The organism is Streptomyces collinus Tu 365, from assembly GCF_000444875.1.
Lineage (GTDB): Bacteria > Actinomycetota > Actinomycetes > Streptomycetales > Streptomycetaceae > Streptomyces > Streptomyces collinus_A.
In genome coordinates this window covers 7576233-7597204 of the sequence record NC_021985.1, presented here as the reverse complement: position 1 = coordinate 7597204, position 20972 = coordinate 7576233, and the positions used below count along the sequence as shown (strand labels likewise).

Sequence of the window (20972 nt, the reverse complement as noted above, 5' to 3'; positions counted from 1 at the left end):
GGATGAGCCGCCCGCGCAGCCCCTGCGGACGCATCACACGCCGCGCGGCTCCGGTTCGCCCACCGTCGTCGGGATCACCAGCAGCTTGGTCACGGTGCCGTCGTCGCCGACCACGTCGCGTACGTGCCGGAAGCCGAGCCGGCGGCACAGGGCCAGGCTGGCGGCGTTGTCGCCGCCGACCATGCCGTAGGCCTCCTTCAGGCCCAGGTTGTCGGCGGCGTGGCGCAGCAGGCCGCGGACCGCTTCGGTGCCCAGGCCCCGGCCCCAGTGCCCGGGGGCGAGGGCGGTGACCAGTTCGTGGCCGTCGACGTTGCCGGTCGGCTTCACCTCCGCGTGGCCGACGTAGACCTCCTCGTGCCACAGTCCCCAGACGTCGAATCTGTGCTGCGGGTAGACGTCGGTGAGGATGGCCCGGAACAGCGTGCGGATGTCGGCCTCCGGCACGCGTTCCTGGCCCATCCAGCGGCAGACCTCCTCGTCGCGCAGCAGGGCCACGAAGGCGTCCTCGTCCGCGGGGCGGTAGGGCCGGAACGTGAGTCGTTCGGTGTGCAGGACGGGTGTCATGAGGGCTCCCCCGGATGGACGGACGGACGGACGGGTGGGTGGACGGGCGGGGCGGGCGGATGAACGGACGGGCGGACGGGGCGGGGGCCGGGGCGCGCTCGCGGGACGCGTCCCCTGGCCCCCGCCGCCGCCCCGGGCCGTTCGTCGTGGCGGCGCGGAACGCGTCAGGCTTCCGCGTTCTCCATGCGCTCCCGCAGGCTGCGCGGGCGCATGTCGGTCCACACCTCGTCCACGTGGGCGGAGCACTCCGCCTCCGTGCCCTCCTTGCCCACGGGCTGCCAGCCGGCGGGCACCTCCACGTCGACGGGCCACAGCGAGTACTGCTCCTCGTCGTTGCGCAGCACCTGGTAGCGGGTGTTCTCGTCCATGTCTGTCGGTCTCGCTCTCTCGGTTCGGGGCGGGTCGGTCGTATGTGCGGCGGGCGGCCTGCTGGGCGGGCGGCGGGTCGCGGGCCGGCGGACGGGGGTTCACCGGCTGTCGCGGGCGTGGTGGGCGATGTGGCGCAGGGCCTCGGCGAAGTCGCCCGCGACGCGGCGCACGGTGTCCGTGGCGTGGAGGGCGGGCCGGTGGTGCCAGGTGAAGGAGAGCCGGCCGCCCTGGACCGCGCCGACGACCTCCAGCGGGTGGGAGCCGCTGTCGCGCGGGTCGTGGTGCCGGCCGAACGAGCCGTGTTCGGCGCGCACCAGGCCGTCGCCGGGGTTCTCCGGGCGGGCGTCCCACTGACCGAGGTAGTTGAAGACGACCTGCCCGTGCGCGGCGCGTCCGAGCCGCTCGCGCACCTCGGGCGGGCCGAAGGTGCGCAGGGCGCCGAAGCCGAGACCGTTGCCGGGTACGGCGCGCAGTTGGCGCCGGACCGACTTCACGAGCGTCCGCCAGTCCCGGCCGGGGCCGAGGTCGGCGGCTTCGGGGACGTGGAGGGCGACGGGGTGGACGGTGGTGAACCAGCCGACGGTGCGGGAGAGGTCCACCTCGTCGAGGACGTCCTCACGGCCGTGTCCCTCCAGGTCCAGACGGACCTCCTCACGGCCGGTCCAGCGGGCCAGGGCCAGGGCGAGGGCGGCGAGCAGCACGTCGTTGACGCGGGTGCGGTAGGCGGTCGGCGCGGCGCGCAGCAGTGCCTCGGTGTCCGCCTCGTCCAGTTCGACGGTGAGCGTCTCGACGGGGGCCGCCTCCGGTGCGGCCGGTGTCCGGGCGGGCAGCGGCTCGGTGCCGGCCGCCCGTTCCCAGTACGGCAGTTCGTCGTCGAGGGAGCCGGCCGCCACGTGCTCGGCGAGGCCCCGGGCCCAGTCCAGGAAGGAGGTGCTGCGCTCCCCCAGGGTGACGGGCTCGCCCAGGACGGCCTGCCGGTAGGCGGCCTCCAGGTCGTCGCGCAGGATGCGCCAGGACACGGCGTCGACCACCAGGTGGTGGGCGACCAGGAGGAGGAAGGCGGGCCGGTCGGCGTCCCCGGTGAACAGGGCCGCCCGCAGCAGGGGGCCGCGCGCCAGGTCGAAGCCGGTGTGCAGGTCGTCGGCGGCCTTCTCCATCGCCGCGTCGGCGTCGGCCGGGACGAGGCCGCCGAGGTCGTGGCGGGTCAGGAGGCGGTCGCGGTCGGTGCCGGCGGGCGGCGGGTCGAACTGGTGCCAGCCGTTCCCGTCCCGGGTGAAGCGCATGCGCAGGGCGTCGTGGTGGTCGAGCAGGGCGTTGAGGGCCGTCTCCAGGGCGGTGGCGTCCGGGGTCGTGCCCAGTTCCAGCAGCAGGGACTGGTTGAAGTGGTCGTGGCGGGCGCGGGGGCTGGTCAGGAACCACTCCTGGATGGGGGTGAGGGGCACGTCCCCGCTGACCGGGCCGGTCTCGGCGTGCCGGGGTGCGCCGCCGGCGACGGTGGCCAGTTCGGCGACGGTCTGGTGGGTGAACAGGTCGCGGGTGGCGAGGTGCAGTCCGTCGCGCCGCAGCCGGGAGACGACCTGCATGCTGAGGATGGAGTCGCCGCCGAGGTGGAAGAAGTTGTCGTGCGCGCCGACGTCCGCCACGCCGAGCACGTCGGCCCAGATCCGTGCGATGCGGCGTTCGGTGTCGGTGCGCGGCGCGGTGCGCGGCCCGGTGGCGGTGTGCAGGGGGCCGGGCTCGGGCAGGGCGGCGCGGTCGGTCTTGCCGTTCGGGGTGAGCGGCAGGCGCTCCAGCGGGACGAACGCGGACGGGACCATGTGCGCCGGGAGCAGCCCGGTCAGGTGGTCGCGGAGTTCCGCCACCGGCAGCTCCTCGGCGGTGCCCCCGGCGGGTACGACGTAGGCCACGAGCCGTCCGCCGGACCGGCCGTCCGGGTCGGCTCCGCCGCCGCGCACGGTGACGACCGCGTCGCGCACCCGCGGGCTGCCGCGCAGCGCGCCCTCGATCTCGCCGGGCTCGATGCGGAAGCCGCGCAGCTTCACCTGGTCGTCGGCGCGCCCGGCGAAGCGCAGGTCGCCGGAGGAGTCCCAGCGGGCCAGGTCGCCGGTGCGGTACATCCGCTCCCCCGGCGCGCCGAACGGGTCGGCGACGAAGCGGGAGGCGGTCAGGCCGGGCCGGTTCAGGTAGCCGCGGGCCAGTCCGGGGCCGGCCACGTACAGCTCGCCGGTGACGCCGGGCGGGACGGGGCGCAGGGCGGCGTCGAGGACGTGGACGCGGGTGGCGCCGGCGGGGCGTCCGATCGGCACGGCTCCGGTGCCCGGGGTGAGGGGGCCGGTCCAGGTGGCGACGACGGTGGCCTCGGTCGGGCCGTAGGAGTTGATCATGCGCCGGCCGGGTGCCCACCGTTCGACGAGGTGGGCCGGGCACGCCTCGGCGCCCACGATGAGGGTGCGCAGGTGCGGCAGGGTGTCGGCGGTCCCGGGGTCGACCGTGGCGAGGGCGGCGGGCGGGATCAGGGTGTGGCTGATGCGCCGGTCGGCGAGGGCCTGGGCGAGCCGCTCGCCGACGAGGGGGCCCTCCTCCCCGGTGACGAGGGTGGCTCCGCTGAGCAGGGACACGCACAGCTCCAGCACGGAGGCGTCGAAGCTGGGCGAGGCGAACTGCAGGACGCGGTCGCCGGGGCCCGCGTCGTAGCGTTCGGCGGCGGCCGCGGCGAAGCCGGCCAGGCCGCCGTGGGTCACGGTCACGCCCTTGGGTGTGCCGGTGGATCCGGACGTGTAGATCACGTACGCCGGGTGGGCGGGCGTCAGCGGGGCCGTGCGTTCGGCGTCCGTGGGCGCGGTGTCCGGGCCGTCCGCGTCCCGTACGGCGGCGGGGTCGTCCAGCACGAGCCAGGCGTCCGCGTCGCGCAGCATGAACTCCCGCCGCCGCTCGGGGTAGTCGGGGTCGACCGGCAGGAAGGCGGCGCCGGCCTTGGCCACGGCGAGCTGGGCCACCACCGTCTCCGCGCCGCGGGGCAGCGCCAGTGCCACGATCCGCTCGGGGCCCGCACCGCGGGCGATCAGCCGGTGCGCCAGCCGGTTGGCGGCACGTTCGACCTGCGCGTAGGTCAGCTCGCGGCCGTCGGCGTCGGCCAGGGCCACGGCGTCGGGGGTGCGGGCGGCCTGCCGTTCGAACAGCTCCGGCAGCGTCGCCGCGGGTGTCGGGCGGGCGGTGCCGCGGCCCTGGTCGAGGACGGCCTTGAGGGTCTCGTCGGTGGCGAGCGGCAGGGCGCCCACGGGCCGGTCCGGGTCGTCGGCGACGGCGGTCAGCAGGATGCCGAGCTGGTCGGCCATGCGTGCGGCGGTGGCCGCGTCGAACAGGTCGGTGTTGTAGGTGAGCAGGCCGTGGAGTTCCCCGGCAGCGGTCTCGGCGAACTCCAGGGTGAGGTCGAACGCCGCGTGCCGCAGTTCCGTGTCGACGTCGCCGACCTGGATGCCGGGCAGGTCGAGGTCGGCGGCCGGGGCGTTCTGCAGCACCACCATGACCTGGAACAGCGGGGTGCGGCTGGTGTCACGGACGGGCTGCACCTCGTCCACCACGCGTTCGAACGGCGCCTCCTGGTGGGCGAAGGCGTCCCGTACGGTCCCGCGCACCTCGGCGAGGAACTCGGGGAAGGGGCGGTCGGGTTCGACGCGGGAGCGCAGGACGAGGGTGTTGACGAAGAACCCGACGAGGGCTTGCGTCTCGACGCGGTCGCGGCCGGAGGTGACCGTGCCGACCGTGATGTCCCGGCCACCGGTCAGGCGGGCCAGGTAGGTCTGCGCCGCGGCGACGAGCGTGGTGAACAGGGTGGCCTGCCGGTCCCGGCCCACCTGGACCAGGCGGCGGGTGGTGGCCCGGGGCAGGACGAGGCGCACGGTGGCTCCGCCGTGGGTGCGCACCGCCGGACGCGGCCGGTCGGTGGGCAGGTCCAGCGTCTCCAGGCCGGCCAGGTGCTCCTTCCAGTACGCGAGGTGCTCGTCCGTGGCGGTGCCGCGCTGCCAGTGGGCGTAGTCCGCGTAGCTGACGGGCAGGGACGGCAACGGCTCGGCGTCGGCGCCCAGTTCGGTCCGGTAGAAGTGGGCGAGGTCACCGGTGAGGACGCCGGTGGACCAGCCGTCGGTGATGATGTGGTGCAGCGTCAGCGTCAGGACGTGCTCGTCGTCCGAGAGCCTGATCAGCCCGGCGTGCAGCAGGGGACCGCGCCGCAGGTCGAACGTGCGGGCGCGCTCGGCGTCGAGCAGTTCCCGCAGCCGGTCCGCGCGGCCGCCCTCCCCCGTCGCGGTCAGGTCGTGCAGCTCCAGTGGCACGTCCCGCGCCGGGTGGACGATCTGCACGCCGCGGCCGTCCACCGTGTCGAAGGTGGTACGCAGTGCCTCGTGCCGCTCGGCCAGCGTGCACAGGGCCGCGGTCAGGGCGGGCACCTGGAGCCGGCCGCGCAGGCGCAGGGCCAGCGCGGTGACGTACTCGCCGCTGCCGGGCGCGAACTCCTCCAGGAACCACAGGCGTTGCTGGGCGTACGACATCGGGGCGGGCGTGTCGCGGGGGACGGGGACGATCGCGGTGGGCGCGGCGTCGCCGGACGGCTCGGCGGTGAGCAGCGCGGCGAGTGCGGCGGGGGTGGGGTGGGTGAACACCGCGCGCGGTGACACGTCGGTGCCGAACGCCTCGGACAGGCGGGCGGCCAGCCGGATGCTGAGGATGGAGTCGCCGCCGAGCTGGAAGAAGTCGTCCTCCACGCCGGGCCGCCGGACGGCGAGGACCTCCGCGAAGACGTCGGCGGCGCGCCGTTCGGCGTCGGTGCGCGGTGCGACCGGCTCGTGCCGCCGGTCGCCGCTCGCGGGCTCCGGGGCCGGGAGGGCGGCCCGGTCGACCTTGCCGTTGCCGCTCAGGGGCAGCGCGGGCAGGGCGACGAAGGCGGCGGGGACGAGGTAGTCGGGCAGCGAGCGCTCGGCGAACTCCCGCACGTCCGTGAGATCTTCGGGGCCCACGACGTAGGCCGCCAGGCGCCGGCCGCCGGGCCGGTCCTCGCGGGCCACCACCGCGACGTCCACGACATCGGGGTGCGCCGCGAGGACGGCCTCCACCTCGCCGGGTTCGACGCGGAAACCGCGGATCTTCACCTGGTCGTCGGCGCGGCCCAGGAACTCGACCGTGCCGTCGGGGCGGCGGCGGACCAGGTCGCCGGTGCGGTACATGCGGGTGCCGGGCGGCCCGGCGGGGTCGGCGAGGAAGCGGGCGGCGGTGTCGCCGGGGCGGCCCAGGTAGCCGCGGGCCACGCCCTCGCCGGCGACGTACAGCTCGCCGGCGCAGCCCGGCGGCACGGGGCGCAGCCGGCCGTCGAGGACGTGGACCCGCATGTCGTCGAGCGGGTGGCCGATGGGCACGGTGCCGGGGACGGCCGTGGCGTCGGTGAGCGCGAAGGAGGTCGCGAACGTCGTCGTCTCGGTGGGCCCGTAGCCGTCGACGACGGTCAGGCCGGGGCAGGCGGACAGCACGCGGCGCACGGCGGCGGCGGGCACCACGTCGCCGCCGGTCCACACCTGGCGCAGGCCGGCGAAGCAGTCCGGCGCGTCCTGCGCCAGCAGCCGGAAGAGGCCGGCGGTCAGCCACAGCGCGGTCAGGCCGCCGTCACGGACCAGGTGGCGCAGCAGGGCCGCGTCCAGGGGCCGGGGCGGTGCCACGACGACGCAGCCGCCGGTGAGCAGGGGCGCCCACACCTCGAAGGTGGCGGCGTCGAAGGCCACCGGGGAGTGCAGCGGCACGCGGGCGCACACCCCGCCGGTGAAGCGGCTGTCGGTGGCGAGGGCGGCGACGTCGCGGTGGCGTACCGCGACCGGCTTGGGCTCGCCGGTCGACCCGGAGGTGAACATCACGTACGCCAGCCGGTCGGCGTCCGCGGGTACGGGTACGGGCGTGTCCGGTACGGGGGCGGCCGCGGCGGCGACGTCCGTGGCGGTCAGCCGGGCCGTCGCGCCCGCCAGCCGGATCAGCGCGCGGCGCCGGTCCTCGGGGGCGCGCGCGTCCACCGGGACGTAGGCGCCCCCGGCCTTGAGGACGGCGAGCTGGGCGACGACGAGTTCGGCGCTGCGGTCCATCAGCAGCGCCACCCGGTCCTCCGCCCGCAGGCCGCCGGCGAGGAGCCGCGAGGCCACGGCGTCGGACCAGTCGTCGAGGCGGCGATACGTCAGCTCCGTGTCGCCGTCGCGCACGGCGGGGGCGCCCGGGGTGCGGCGGACCTGCTCGGCGAACAGCTCGACGGGGCTGCGCGGCGCCGGCGGCCGGGCGGTGGCGTTCCACCGCCGGAGCAGGGCGCGGTCGTCGCCGGTGAGCAGCGCGAGGCCGGTCACCTCCGCGTCGGCCTCGATGCCGTCGGCGAGGGCGGTCAGGACGGCCGCGAGGCGGGCCGCGAGGCGTTCGGCGGTGTCCGCGTCGAACAGGCCGGCGTCGTAGGCGAGGTCGAGGCCGAGCCGGTCGCCGAGGTGGGCGCGCAGGCACAGCGGGAAGGTCGGGGCGTCGTCGGCACGCACCTCCTCGACGCGCACCCCCGTGCGGGCCGTGGCGGACTCGTCGACGGGGTAGTTCTCGAAGACCACCATGCTGTCGAACAGCGCCTCGCCCGCCGGGACCTCGCTCAGCGCCTGGATGCGGGGCAGGGCGAGGAAGTCGAAGCGGCGGGCGTCGCTCTGCCGCTCCTGCACGTCCCGCAGCCAGGACACCACCGGCCCGTCCGGGACGCGGATCCGGGTGGGCACGGTGTTGATGAACAGGCCGACCATCGCCTCCACGCCCGGCAGCTCGGCCGGGCGGCCGGAGACGGTCGTGCCGAACACGACGTCGTCGCGTCCACCGTGGCGGGCCAGCAGCAGCGCCCAGGCGCCCTCGATCACGGTGTTCACCGTCAGCCCGGCCCGGGCCGCGCTCTCCCGCAGCCGCGCCGAGACCCGCTCGTCGAGGTACCGGTGCACGGTGGCGGCGGCGCGGGCCCGGTGCGCCTCGGCCGGGGTGCGGTCGTACGGCAGCGGGGTGCGGGCCGGGAAGCCGGCGAGGACGCCGGTCCAGTGCGCCTCGGCCGCCTGCTCGTCCTGGTCGTGCAGCCAGCGCACGAAGTCGGCGAACGGGCGCCGGACCGGGACCGGGGCCTCGCGCCCGCCGGTGAGCGCGGCGTAGCGCTCGCAGACCTCGGTGAGCAGCTGCCCGGTGCTCCAGCCGTCCAGGATCAGGTGGTGGGAGGACCACAGCAGCAGGATCTCGTCGCCGGGCAGTGCGGCCAGGGTGACGCGGGTGAGGGGTGCGGTGGTGAGGTCCATGCCGGCCGTGCGGTCGGCGGCCAGCAGGTCCTCGGTCTCCCTCGCCCGCCGCTCGGGGGTCAGGTGCCGCCAGTCGAGGTGGGTGACGGGCAGTTCCACGCGGTGGTGGACGACCTGGACCGGGTGCGGCAGACCCTGCCAGTGCACGCTGGTGCGCAGGGCCTCGGTGCGGTCGGCGACCTGCTGCCAGGCCGTGGCGAAGGCGCGTGGGTCGCTCACCCCGGACAGCCGGACGGCCGTCCGGTCGAAGTAGGCGCCGGCGGTGTCCACCAGGCCGTGGAAGAGCATGCCGGCCTGCAGGGGCGTCAGCGGCAGGATGTCCGCGACGTGCCGGCCGTCGCCGACGAGGCGGTCGAGTTCCCGCTGCCCGAGCCCGGCGAGCGGGTGGTCCGACGGGGTGCGGCCGCCCGCGTCCGGGCGGGCGCAGTGGGCCGCGATGTCGCGCAGTGCCGCGCACATCTCGTCGGCGAGGGCGCGGACGGTGGACTCGTCGTAGACGGCCGGCGGGTACGTCCAGCCGAGTTCGAGCCTGCCGTCCTGGACGACGCCGGTGAGGTCGAGCAGGTAGGGGCGGGGCGCGTCGGGGTCGGTGTCGGAGCCGGCCGGGGGCAGGGCGGCACGGTACAGACCGCCGCCGTCGCCGCCGGTGTCCCACTGGCCGTGGTAGTTGAAGCCGACCCGCGGTGCGGGGGTGCCGGTGAGCGGGCTGTCGGGCAGCAGGTGGCGCAGCGCGCCGTGGCTCAGGCCGTGCAGGGGGACCGCGCGCAGCTGTTCCTTCACCGAGCGCAGGGTGTCGTGCCAGCCGGCGTCGGGCGCGACCGTCAGGGCGAGGGGGTACTCGGCCGTGAACCAGCCGACCGTGCGGGAGAGGTCCAGGTCGTCGAAGAGGTCCTCGCGGCCGTGGCCCTCCACGCCGATCAGCACGGTCTCGCGGCCGCACCAGCGGGCCAGGGTACGGCCGAGGGCGCTGAGCAGGACGTCGTTGACCTGGGTGCGGTAGACCTCCGGGACGCGGCGCAGCAGGGCGTCGGTCGTCTCCGGGTCCAGTTCCACGGTGACCGTGGCGGCGGTGCCGTGGGTGTTGGGGCCGGGCCGTCCGGCGGGCAGGCCGGCCGGGGCCGCGGCGGTGCGCTGCCAGTGGGCGAGGTCGCCGTCCAGGGCGCCGGAGCGGGTGTGCGCCTCCAGCCGGGCCGCCCAGTGCCCGTAGGCGGTGGTGGCCGGGGGCAGGTCGACGGGGTGTCCGTCCGACGCCTGGCGGTGGGCGGTCTCCAGGTCGGCCAGCAGGATCCGCCAGGAGACGCCGTCGACCACCAAGTGGTGGACGATGAAGAGGAGTTGGGCAGGCAGTCCGGGGCCGCGGTCGAAGAGCAGGACGCGCGCCACCCGGCCCTCGTCCGGGTCGAGGCGGTCCCGGGCCGCGTCCGCCGCACGCCGCACCTCGGCCTCCAGCGCGGAGCCGTGCAGGCGGGTCACGTCGTGGTGGTCGAGGATGCCTTCCGGGGCGTCCGGCAGGACGTCCTGGCGCCGGCCGTCCGCGGTGGGGCGAAAACGGGTGCGCAGGGCCGGGTGGTGGCGGACGAGGGCGTCGACGGCCGGGCGCAGGGCGGACAGATCGGTGCCGGGGGCGAGTTCGAGCCGCTGGGACATGGTGAAGCGCAGCGGGTCGCCGGGTCGGCGGCCGTCGAGGTACCACCGCTGGATGGGCGTGAGCGGTGCCTCGGCGGGCGGCTCCGTGTGCGCCTGCGTCGGGGCCGCCTCGGTGACGTGGAGGGCGAGTTCGGCCACGGTCCGGTGGCGGAAGACGTCCTTGGTGGTCAGCGCCAGTCCCGCCCGGCGGGCCCGGGAGACGATCTGGATGCTGAGGATGGAGTCGCCGCCGAGCGCGAAGAAGTCGTCCCGCGCGCCCACCCGGTCGACCCGCAGGACGTCCGCCCAGATGGCGGCCAGCGTCTGCTCGGTGCCGGGGCGCGGTGCCGCGTACGCCGTGGCGGGGTCGGGCTGGGCGGGCGGGGCGGGCAGGGCGCGCCGGTCGGTCTTGCCGGTGCCGGTGCGCGGGATCCGCGCGAGGGGCACGAACGCCGCGGGCACCATGTGGTCGGGCAGGGTGCGCCGCAGCGCGCCGCGCAGGGTGTCGGCGGCCGGGACGGCGCCCGGCGCGGGGACGACGTAGGCGACGAGCATGAGCCGGCCCGCGTGTTCGCGTGCCGTCACGACGGCCTCGGCCACGTCCGGGTGGGCCTGCAACGCGGCCTCGACCTCGCCGGGTTCGATGCGGAACCCGCGGATCTTGATCTGCTCGTCGGCGCGGCCCAGGAACTCCAGCAGTCCCCGCTCGTTCCAGCGGGCGCGGTCGCCGGTGCGGTACATCCGCTCGCCCGGCGCGCCGAACGGGTCGGCGAGGAAGCGGGAGGCGGTCAGGCCGGGGCGGCCGAGGTAGCCGCGGGCCACCTGCGCGCCGGCGAGGTACAGCTCGCCGGGCACGCCGGGCGGCACCGGGCGCAGGGCTCCGTCGAGGACGTCGGCGCGCAGGTTGCGGCCGGGGCGGCCGATGACCGGCCGGTCCGGGTGGTCGGCGCAGCGCGCGTAGGTGGCGTCGACGGTGCACTCGGTGGGCCCGTACATGTTGTACGCGGTGACGCCGAGGCGGGTGGCGGCGCACAGCTCGCGCCAGGTGCCGGGGCCGGTCGCCTCGCCGCCGACCAGCAGGACGCGCGGATGGTGGCGGCCGGGTGCGAGGAGTCCGGCGGCGGTGAGTTCGCGCAGGAAGGACGGGGTGACGTTCACCAGGTCCAGGCGGCCTTCGGCGACCTGGGCGCAGAACGCGTCGGGGTCCAGGCGCACGTCCTCGTCGACGAGGTGGACCTCCTGCCCGAGGGCGAGGAGCAGCGGCCCCTCCCAGGAGGTGTCGAAGGAGAACGACGCGCTCAGCGCGGCGCGCAGCCGGTGCCCGTCGGCGGTGTGCGGGGCGACGAGTCCTTCCCGGTGGTCGTGGCAGAGGTTGACCAGGTGGCGGTGTTCGACGACGACGCCCTTGGGGCGGCCGGTGGAGCCGGAGGTGTAGACGATGTAGGCCGCGTGGTCCGGGAGCAGTGGGGCCGGGCGGTCGTGGTCGGTGGGGTCGTGGGCGGGCAGACGCTCCCACGGTGTGTCGCGCAGTGTCCCGGCGCTCAGCACGGTGTGCGGGGCCGCGTCGGCGAGGAGGTGGGCGGCGCGCTCCTCGGGCAGGCCGGGGTCGAGGCAGAGCAGGGTGCCGCCCGCCTTGGCGACGGCGAGCACCGCCACCATCAGGTCGGAGGTGCGCGGCAGGCGTACGGCGACCACCCGTTCGGGGGCGACGCCCTGGGCGAGGAGGTGGTGGGCGAGCCGGTTCGCGCGCTCGTTGAGGGCGGCGAAGTCGAGCGTGGCGTCCCGTGCCACCAGGGCGGTGGCGTGCGGGGTGCGCGCGGCCTGTGCCTCGAAGAGGGCGGGGAAGGTGGTCTCCGGCACGGCGAGGCGCGGGCCCTGCCAGTCGTGGCGGACGTGGTGCCGCTCGGCCGCGGTCATCAGCTCCAGGGCCCGGACGTCCCGGTCGGGGTCCTGGGCCGCCGCCCGGAGCAGCAGCCGCAGGCGGTCGGCCAGGCGGCGGACGGTGTCCTCGTCGAACAGGCCGGTGGCGTACTCCAGATGGCCGGTGACGCCCCCGTCGCTCTCCACGAAGTCGAAGGCCAGGTCGAACGTGGCGTTCCGGACCGGTGGCAGGACCGGCTCGACGTCCAGGCCGGGGAGCGCGGGTGCCTCGGCGCCCAGGTTGTGCAGGGCGACCATGGCCTGGAACAGGGGGGTGCGGCTGGTGTCCCGCTCGGGCTGGAGGGCGTCCACCAGCCGTTCGAAGGGCACGTCCTGGTGGGCGAAGGCGTCGAGGACGGTGCCGCGGACCTGTTCCAGCAGCGCGCGGAAGGTGGTGCCGGGGCGTACCGGGTTGCGCAGCACCAGGGTGTTCACGAACATGCCCACCACGTCGTGCAGTTCGGGGCGTTCGCGGCCGGCCGTGACGGTGCCGACGGCGAAGTCGTCCTGGTCGGCCCAGCGGGACAGCAGGGCCGTGCAGGCGGTCAGCAGCGTCATGTACAGGGTGGCGTCGGCCTCCCGGCCCAACGCGCGCAGCCGGTCGGTCAGTCCGGCGGGCAGGGTGAAGGTCACCAGGGCGCCGTCCCGGGTCCGTACGGCGGGGCGCGGCCGGTCGGTCGGCGGCTCCAGCGGGGGCACCCCCGCCAGCCGTTCGCGCCAGTGGGCGAGTTGCCGTTCGACGTGGTCGGCGCGGGCGCGCTGCCAGGTGGCGTGGTCGGCGTACCGGACGGGCAGGTCCGGCAGTTCGGGCCGGCGGCCCTCGTGCGCGGCGGTGTACAGCTCGCCCAGGTCCCGGCCGAGGACGCCGAGCGACCAGCCGTCGGTGGCGATGTGGTGCACGGCGAGGACGAGGACGTGCTCGTCGGCGGCCGTGCGGGCCAGCCGGGCGCGCAGCAGCGGCCCGGCCGCCAGGTCGAACGGGGTGGCGGCCTCGCGCTCCAGCAGCGCGTCCAGCGCCGCCCGCGCGTCCGGTGCGGTGCTGAGGTCGTCCACGGGCAGGTCGACCCGGTGCGGCGGGCCGACCACCTGGAGCGCCTGTCCGTCCCGCTCGGTGAACGTGGTGCGCAGCGCCTCGTGCCGGGTGACGAGGCCGTCGAGCGCGGTGCGCAGGGCGTTCCGGTCGAGCGGTCCGCGCAGCCGGAGCACGGACAGCGTCGTGTACTCGGTGCTGCCGGGCTCGAACCGGTCGAGGAACCACAGGCGTTGCTGGGCGTACGACAGCGGCGCCGGGGTCCTCGGGGCCGTCGCCGGTATCGCGTCGGCCTCGGCGGCGGCCGTGTCGCCCGCCGGTTCGCCGAGTTCGGCGGCCAGGGCGGCGACCGTGGGACGGGTGAACAGCAGCCTCGGCGAGACGCCGGGGCCGAACGCGGCGCGCAGGCGGGCGGTGACCCGGACGGCGAGGATGGAGTCGCCGCCGAGCGCGAAGAAGTCGTCGCCGGCGTGCACCTCCTCGATGCCCAGCACGTCCGCCCAGGCGGCGGCGACCAGCCGTTCTGCGGGCGTGCGCGGCGGGGTCCGGTCGGTGCCGGCGGCGTAGCCGTCCGGTCCGGGCGCGGGCAGCGCGCGCCGGTCGAGCTTGCCGTTGACGGTGAGCGGCAGCGCGTCCATCGGCACGTAGGCGGCGGGGACCATGTGGGCGGGCAGCAGGCGCTCCACGTGGGCGCGCAGTCCGGCCGCCGCGGGGGCCGCGCCGCCGGAGCCGACGACGTGGGCGACGAGCCGGCGGGTGCCGGAGGCGTCCTCGAAGACGCCGACCGCGGCGTCGGCGACGCCGGGGTGGGTGTGCAGGGCGGCCTCGATCTCGCCGGGTTCGATGCGGTAGCCGCGGATCTTGACCTGGGCGTCGGCGCGGCCCAGGTACTCCAGGGTGCCGTCGGCCCGCCACCTCGCCCGGTCCCCCGTGCGGTACATGCGGCTGCCGGGCCGGCCGAAGGGGTCGGCGAGGAAGCGGGTGGCGGTCAGGCCGGGGCGGCCCAGGTAGCCGCGGGCCGGCCCCTCCCCCGCCACGTACAGTTCGCCGGTCGCGCCGGGCGGCACCGGCACCAGGTCCGCGTCGAGCACGTACACCCGCAGGTCCGGGATGGCCGTGCCGATGGGGCTCGCGGGGCCGTCGGCGGCGGTGGCGGGGTCGAGCGGGGCGTACGTGACGTGCACGGTGGTCTCGGTGATGCCGTACATGTTCACCAGCCGCGGGGCGGCGGCCGGGTGGCGGGTCCACCAGCCGGTGAGCCGGCCGGTGTCCAGGGCCTCGCCGCCGAAGACCACCGTGCGCAGCGCGAGGCGGGCGCTGACGTCCGGGTGGTCGGCGTCGGCGCGGATCAGCGGGTAGAACGCGGACGGCGTCTGGTTGAGGACGGTCACCCGCTCGTCCGCGAGCAGGCGCAGGAAGTCCTCCGGGGAGCGGGCGGTCTCGTCGGGCACGACCACGAGCCGGCCGCCGTGCAGCAGCGGGCCCCACAGCTCCCACACGGAGAAGTCGAAGGCGTAGGAGTGGAACATCGTCCACACGTCGTCCGGGCCGAAGCCGAACCAGTGGCGGGTGCGGGTGAACAGCCGGACCACGTTGGCGTGCGGGATCACCACGCCCTTGGGGCGGCCGGTGGAGCCGGAGGTGTAGATGGCGTAGGCGGGGCTCTCCGGCAGCGGGCGGCGCGCCGGGGACGGGCCGGTGGCCGGGCGGCGGGCGAGGTCGGCCCGGGTGTCCGGGTCGTCGAGGAGGAGGACGTCCAGCCCGGTGCCGTCGGTCCGGGCGGCGGTGCCGCTCGTGGTCACCAGGGCCACCGGGGCGGCGTCGGCGAGGAGGTGGCCGACGCGTTCGGCGGGTGAGGCCGGGTCGATCGGCAGGTAGGCCGCGCCGGTCTTCAGCACGGCGAGGATCGCCACGACCTGGTCGGCGGAGCGGGGCAGGGCGAGGGCGACGAACCGCTCGGGTGCGGCGCCGAGTTCGGCGAGCCGGTGGGCGAGCCGGCCGGCGCGGGCGTCGAGCGTGGCGTAGTCCAGGTGCTCGCCGCCGCAGGTGACGGCGACGGCGGTGGGCGTGCGGGCGGCCTGCTCCTCGAAGAGGTCCACCAGGGTCCGGTCGGGGCGGCCGTGTCCGGTGCCGTTCCAGTCGGTGAGCATCCGCCGCCGTTCCTCGGCCGTCGGCCGGGCCAGGGCGCGCAGCGGCCGGTCGGGGCCGTCGGCCAGCTCGGTGAGCAGCCGGCACAGCCGGTCGGCGAGGGAGCGGACGGTCGCCGCGTCGAACAGGGCGGGGTCGTAGGCGAGGTCGAAGCCGAGCCGTTCGCCGTGGTGGGCGCGGAGCACGAGGGGGTAGTTGGTGGCGTCGCGGGAGGTCACCCCGGCCAGGCGCACCCCGGAGCCGGCGGTGCGGGCCTCGTCGAAGGGGTAGTTCTCGAAGGCGACCATGCTGTGGAACAGCGGGCTGCCGGAGGGCACCTCGCTGAGCTGGGTCAGCTCGGCCAGGGACACCGCCGCGAACCGCCTGGACTCGGCCTGCGCGTCCTGCAGTTCGCGCAGCCAGGCACGGGCCGTACGTGCGGCGTCGACGCGTACCCGGGTGGGCACGGTGTTGATGAACATGCCCACCATCGACTCGACGCCGGGCAGGTCGTCGGGGCGGCCGGAGACGGTGGTGCCGAACACGACGTCGTCCTCGGCGCCGTGACGGGCGAGCAGCAGCGCCCAGGCGCCCTGCACGACCGTGTTGAGGGTGAGGCCGGCCTCGCGTGCGGTGCGCGCCAGCCGGGCCGACGCCGCGTCGTCCAGGCCGGCCGTGTGCAGGCCGGCGGAGCGGGCCAGGTGGGCGTCGCGCAGGGGGCGGTCGGTGGGCAGCGGGGTGGGGGTGGTGAAGCCGGCGAGGACGCCCTGCCAGTGCGCGCGGGCGGCGGCCGGGTCCTGCTCGGCGAGCCAGCGCACGTAGTCGCCGAAGGGGCGCCGTACCGGCGGCCGGGACTCGGCCCCGGCGGTGAGCGCCGCGTACTCCTCGCACACCTCGGTGAGCACCTGGGCGAGGCTCCAGCCGTCGAGGATCAGGTGGTGGGAGGTCCACAGCAGGTGCAGCCGCGCGCCGGGCAGCCGGACCAGGGTCAGCCGCATCAGCGGCGCCGTGGCGAGGTCGATGCCGCGGGCCAGGTCGTCCGTGCGCAGCCGGGCCAGGCGCTCGGCCCGCTCCGGCTCGTCCAGGTCCCGCCAGTCGAGGTGGGTGACCGGCACCGTCACGTCCCGGCGGACGACCTGGAGGGGCACGGGGACGTCCTCCCAGACCACGCCGGTGCGCAGGGCGGGCGTGCGCTCGGTGACGCGCTGCCAGGCCGCGGCGAAGGCGTGCGGGTCGGTGACGCCGTCCAGCAGCAGCGCCGCCTGGTCCACGTAGACGTCGTCGTCGCCGCCGACCAGCCGGTGGAAGAGCATGCCCTCCTGGAGCGGGGTCAGCGGCAGGATGTCCTCCACGTCCCGTCCGTCGCCGGCCAGCCGGTCCAGGCGGTCCTGGCCGAGGCGGGCCAGCGGGAAGTCGGAGGGGGTGCGGCCGCCCGCGCCGGGGCGGGCGCAGTGCTCGGCGATGGCGGCGAGCGCGCGGGTCATGCCGTCGGCCAGGGCGCGGACGGTGTCCTCGTCGTGCACCTGGTCGCTGTAGTGCCAGGTGATCTCCAGTTCGCCGCCGGCGACCACGGCGGAGACGTCCAGCAGGTGGTCCAGCGGTTCGCCGGCCGCCATGTCCCGGCCGGGCACCTCGCCCGCCGGGGTGAAGTCCCGTCCGTCGCCGGCCTCCCACTGGCCGTGGTAGTTGAAGCAGACCTGCGGCAGCGGGAGGTCCCGCAGGGCGCGGGCGGCCGGGTCGGGCGAGCCGAGGCGGGCCAGGGCCTCGTAGCCGAGGCCGTGCCGGGGCACGGCCCGCAGCCGCTCCTTCACCGCCTTCAGGGTGGCGCCCCAGTCGGGTGCGCCGGACGGCCCCGCGGGCGTGAGGGTGACGGGGTACTGGGTGGTGAACCAGCCCACCGTGCGGGACAGGTCGAGCGTGTCGTCCTCGCGGCCGTGGCCCTCCAGGGCGACGGTCACGCGCCCGCCGCCGGTCCAGTCGGCGAGGACCCGGCTCAGCGCGCTCAGCAGCACGTCGTTGACCTGCGTGCGGTAGACCGCGGGCACCTGGCGCAGCAGGGCGCCGGTGGTGGCGCGGTCCACGCGGGTGCGCAGGGTGCGCACCGAGCCGGCGAGCGGGGTGCCGGGACGGTCGACGGGCAGCGGGGTGCGGGCCTCGGCGGCCTCGGCCGTCCAGTGCGACAGGTCGGCGTCGAGCTCGCCGGCGCGCACCCGGCGGGACAGGTGCGCGGCCCAGTCGGCGAACGGCGTGGCGACGGGGTCCGGTTCGGCCGGATCACCCTGGGCCGCTCGGTGGTACGCCTGGGCGAGGTCGGCGAGGAGGATGCGCCAGGAGACGCTGTCCACCGCCAGGTGGTGGGCGGTGAGGAACAGCCGGGGGCGCTCACCGGGGCAGGTCAGCAGGGCCGCCCGCAGCAGGGCGCCGGCCTGCGGGTCCAGGGCGGCGCGGGCCGCCTCGGCGGCCTCCTCGCGGGCGGTCGCCGGGTCGGCGGCGCGGGACAGGTCGTGCCGGGTGAGCAGGCCGGTGCGCGGGCCCTCGCCGGGGTGCTGGCGCCAGGTGTCCCCCGAGCGCGCGAAGCGGGTGCGCAGCGCCGGGTGGTGGGCGGCCAGCGCCTCCAGGGCGCGCTCCAGGGCCCGCTCGTCCAGGTCGTGGGGCAGGTCCAGCAGCATCGACATGGTGAAGTGGCGCAGCGGGCCGTGCGCGGCGAAGAACCACTCCTGGATCGGCGTCAGCGGCGCCGGGCCCTCCTCGCGCGGCCGCCGGGGCGCGGGCACGGCGGCGGTGCGCGCCGACGCGGCGGCGGCGAGGTCGGCGACGGTCTGGTGGCGGAAGACGTCCCGCGAGGTCAGGTGCAGGCCGGCCGCGCGGGCGCGGGAGACGGCCTGGATGCTGAGGATGGAGTCGCCGCCCAGCTCGAAGAAGTTGTCCGTGACGCCGACCCGGCGCACGCCCAGCACCTCGGTCCAGATACGGGCGAGGGTCTCCTCCTCGGGGGTGCGCGGGGCGACGAACTCCCTCTCCTGCTCACCGCCGTCGAGGTCGGGTGCGGGCAGGGCCCGCCGGTCGACCTTGCCGCTGACGGTCGTCGGCAGGGCGTCCAGGACGGTGAAGGAGGACGGCACCATGTGGTCGGGCAGCACGCGCCGGCAGGCCGCCCGCACGTCGCCCGCGACGAGCCGTGTGCCGCGGTCCGCGGGGACGAGGTAGGCGGCCAGCCGGAGGTGGCCGTGCGGGTCGGCGACGGCGACGACCGCTGCGGCCGCCACCCCGGGCAGGTCCGTCAGGGCCGCCTCCACCTCGCCGGGCTCGATGCGGTGGCCGCGCACCTTGACCTGGTCGTCGGCGCGCCCCAGGTAGTCCAGGCGGCCGTCGCCGGTCCAGCGGGCCAGGTCGCCGGTGCGGTACATGCGGGCGCCGGGCGGCCCGAACGGATCGGGCAGGAAGCGTGCGGCGGTCAGCCCCGGCCGGCCCGCGTAGCCGCGCGCCAACTGCACGCCGGCCAGGTACAGTTCGCCGCCCACACCGGGCGGCACCGGCTGGAGCCGGTCGTCGAGGACGTAGGCGCGCACGTTGGCGAGCGGACGGCCCACGGTCGGGCGGTCGTCGCCCTCGATGCGGCAGGCCAGGGCGTCGACCGTGCACTCGGTGGGCCCGTAGAAGTTGTACGCGGCCACGTCCGGCCGCCCGGCCAGCTCCCGCCACAGGCCGGGGCCGACGGCCTCGCCGCCCAGCATCAGCACCCGGGGACGGTGGCGGGGGTCGGTGAGCAGCCCGGCGGGCAGCAGCTGGCGCAGGTAGGTGGGGGTCAGGTCGAGGAAGTCGATGCGGTGTTCGACGACGTACTCGACGAGCGCGGCGGCGTCCAGCCGGGTCGTCTCGTCGACCAGGTGCAGCGGGTGGCCGTCGGCCATCAGCAGCACGCCCTCCAGCGAGGTGTCGAAGGAGAACGACGCGGTCAGGGCCACCCGCAGCGGCCCGCCGCCCGCCTCGGCGACGAAGCCCTCACGGTGGCTCGCCAGGAGGTTGGCCAGGGACCGGTGGGCCACGGCGACGCCCTTGGGGCGGCCGGTGGAGCCGGAGGTGTAGATGACGTAGGCGGTGGTGCCGGGCTCCGGCGGGGCGAGGCGGCCGTGGGGCGCTTCGGGGGCGGTGCCGGGCACGTCCCGCAGCGCGGCCTCGTCCAGGACGAGCGCAGGGCGCGCGTCGTCCAGCAGGAACCGCACCCGGTCCTCGGGCAGCGCGGGGTCCAGGGGCAGGTAGCCGGCGCCCGCCTTCCAGACGGCGAGGATCGCCACGATCATGTCGGCGGTGCGCGGCAGCCGGAGGGCGACCAGCCGCTCGGGGCCCGCGCCGCGCGCGGAGAGGTGGCGGGCCAGGCGGTCGGCGCGGGCGTCGAGTTCCGCGTAGTCCAGGGTCACGTCCCCGGCGACCAGGGCGGTGGCGTGCGGGGTGCGGGCGGCCTGTCGCGCGAACAGCTCGGGCAGGGTCTCCCGGGGTACGGGCCGCGCGGTCGCGTTCCAGTCCCGCGTCACCTGCCGTGTCTGCCGGGGCGAGAGCAGGGGCAGGGCTCCGAGCGGCCGGTCGGGATCGGCGGCGGCGCCGTCCAGCGTGCGCAGCAGCTGGTCGGCCATGCGCTCGGCGGTGGCCGCGTCGAACAGGTCGGTGCGGTACTCCAGCAGGCCCGTCAGCCCGTCCCCGTCCGGGACGAACTCCACGCTCAGGTCGAAGGTGGCGGCCCGCCGGGGCACGGCGACCGGCGCGGTGGCCAGGCCGTGCGGGTCGGGTGCGGCGGGCGGCGCCGGGTGCAGCAGGACCATCACGTCGAACAGGGGGTTGCGGCCCGGCTCCCGGGTCGCGCCGACCGCCTCCACCAGCCGCTCGAACGGCGTGTCGCCGTGGGCGAAGGCGTCGTTGACGGTGTCGGCGGCGGCGGTGAGCAGTTCGCGGAAGGAACCGGTGGTCTCCACGCGGGTGCGCAGCGCCACGGTGTTGACGAAGAAGCCGACGGCCCGTCCCAGGTCGGTGCGGCCGCGGCCGGGGGTCAGCGAGCCGACGGTGCAGTCGTCCTGCCCGGACCAGCGGGCCAGCAGGGCCTGGCAGGCGGCGACCAGGGCGGTGAACAGCGTGGTGTGCTGCCCGGCCGCGAGCCGCCTGAGCCGGGCCGTGGTGGCCGCGGGGACGGTGAAGGTGTGCACCGCGCCGGCGCCGGACTCCTCGCCGCCGCGCGGCCGGTCCAGTGGCAGTGCGGGCGCCACCGCCCCCGACAACCGCTCCTTCCAGTGCGCCAGTTCACGCTCCAGCCGGGCCCCGGACAGTTGCTCGCGCTGCCAGACCGCGAAGTCCGGGTACTGCGTGGCGACCGGCTCCGGCGTGGGCCGCTCCCCGCGGGCGAGCGCGTCGTAGGCGGCGCACAGCTCCTGCAGCACCACGCCCATCGACCAGCCGTCGGTGACGATGTGATGGGCCGTCAGCAGCAGCACGTGCGCGTCGGGCGCCTCGCGCAGCAGCAGGGCGCGCAGCAACGGCCCGGTCTCCAGGTCGAAGGGGCGCTCGTACTCGGCCAGGAGCACGGCGTCCAGGCCGGCCGGCCGCTCGCCGGGAGCCGTCAGGTCCCGTACGGGCAGCGGGACCGGCCCGGCGGGGTGCACGCGCTGCACGGGTCTGCCGTCGGTCTCCCGGAACGTGGTGCGCAGCGCCTCGTGCCGGGAGACCACGTGCTCCAGCGCGCCGGACAGGGCGGTGCGGTCGAGGGCCCCGGTGAAACGCACCGCGACGGCGCTGTTGTAGCGCGCGTCGCCGGGGCGCAGCCGGTCGAGGAACCACAGGCGCTGCTGGGCGAAGGACAGCGGCAGCGGGCGGGTGCGGTCCGCCCGCGGGACGGCCCGCGGCGCGGGGGCGTCCGGGGTGCCGGCGGCCCGTCCGGCGAGCCGGCGGCGGAGCACTTCCTGGAGGTCCTGGGGCAGGGCCTCGGCGCGGTTTCGCTTCGAAGACGTCATGGTCGTCCG

The 20972-nt window shown here is 76.5% G+C and carries 3 protein-coding genes; all 3 read right to left on the bottom strand.

Annotation, left to right across the window (positions count from 1 at the left end; translation table 11 throughout):
• Nucleotides 1–33: 33 nt before the first annotated feature.
• Nucleotides 34–564, bottom strand: a complete 531-nt coding sequence (locus tag B446_RS32810) for a GNAT family N-acetyltransferase (protein WP_020943754.1) — start codon at nucleotides 562–564, stop codon at nucleotides 34–36.
• A gap of 164 nt (nucleotides 565–728) precedes the next feature.
• Nucleotides 729–932: an MbtH family protein gene (locus B446_RS32805; protein ID WP_020943753.1), complete on the bottom strand. Its 204-nt coding sequence runs from the start codon at nucleotides 930–932 to the stop codon at nucleotides 729–731.
• Nucleotides 933–1031: 99 nt separating this feature from the next.
• On the bottom strand, nucleotides 1032–20963 hold the full coding sequence (locus B446_RS32800; protein ID WP_020943752.1) for a non-ribosomal peptide synthase/polyketide synthase: 19932 nt from the start codon (nucleotides 20961–20963) through the stop codon (nucleotides 1032–1034).
• Nucleotides 20964–20972: the final 9 nt, after the last annotated feature.

What these genes read in the sequence shown, in the direction of transcription:
- B446_RS32800 (WP_020943752.1), bottom strand. Translation starts at nt 20,963, where the DNA reads ATGACGTCTTCGAAGCGAAACCGCGCCGAGGCCCTGCCCCAGGACCTC.
- B446_RS32805 (WP_020943753.1), bottom strand. Translation starts at nt 932, where the DNA reads ATGGACGAGAACACCCGCTACCAGGTGCTGCGCAACGACGAGGAGCAG.
- B446_RS32810 (WP_020943754.1), bottom strand. Translation starts at nt 564, where the DNA reads ATGACACCCGTCCTGCACACCGAACGACTCACGTTCCGGCCCTACCGC.